Origin of the sequence: Marinifilum sp. JC120, from assembly GCA_004923195.1 — a bacterium.
Classification (GTDB): Bacteria; Desulfobacterota; Desulfovibrionia; order Desulfovibrionales; family Desulfovibrionaceae; genus Maridesulfovibrio.
The window spans coordinates 1-457 of the sequence record RDSB01000191.1 but is presented as its reverse complement, the minus strand read 5'-3'; the positions used below and the strand labels follow the sequence as shown (position 1 = coordinate 457).

Sequence of the window (457 nt, the reverse complement as noted above, 5' to 3'; positions counted from 1 at the left end):
CTTATTTCGCCAATTTATTTAGTGCGTTGTTCACTTTTATAGCTGTCATCTATTTTACCTCGAAGATGGCATATAATACCGAAATTATTGCAATCCTTAGTAGTGGTGTAAGTTTTAGACGGTTGATGTTTCCTTATTTTATTTCCGCATTGATTATAGGCTTATTTTCTTTTTTGATGAGTAATTATGTAATTCCTCCGGCAAATAAAAAGCGATTGGATTTKACGGATACTTATATTCGGAAGCGTTTTGTAAATAGGGAAAGAAATATACATCGGCAAATAGAACCAGGTATTTTTGTTTACATGATTAACTGGGAAACATCAAGCAAGTCTGGTTATAAGTTTGCTTTGGAGAAATTCGATGGTAAAACCTTAGTTTCTAAGCTTACCTCCAGATCGATTAGGTGGAATGAAAAAAAGAAGAAATGGACTGTTAGTGATTATTTTATACGCAA

The 457-nt window shown here is 32.9% G+C and carries 1 protein-coding gene; it reads left to right on the top strand.

Annotated elements, in window-relative coordinates:
* A partial coding sequence (locus tag D0S45_20850) for an LptF/LptG family permease (GenBank protein ID TIH04850.1) occupies positions 1-457 on the top strand: 457 nt, incomplete at both ends.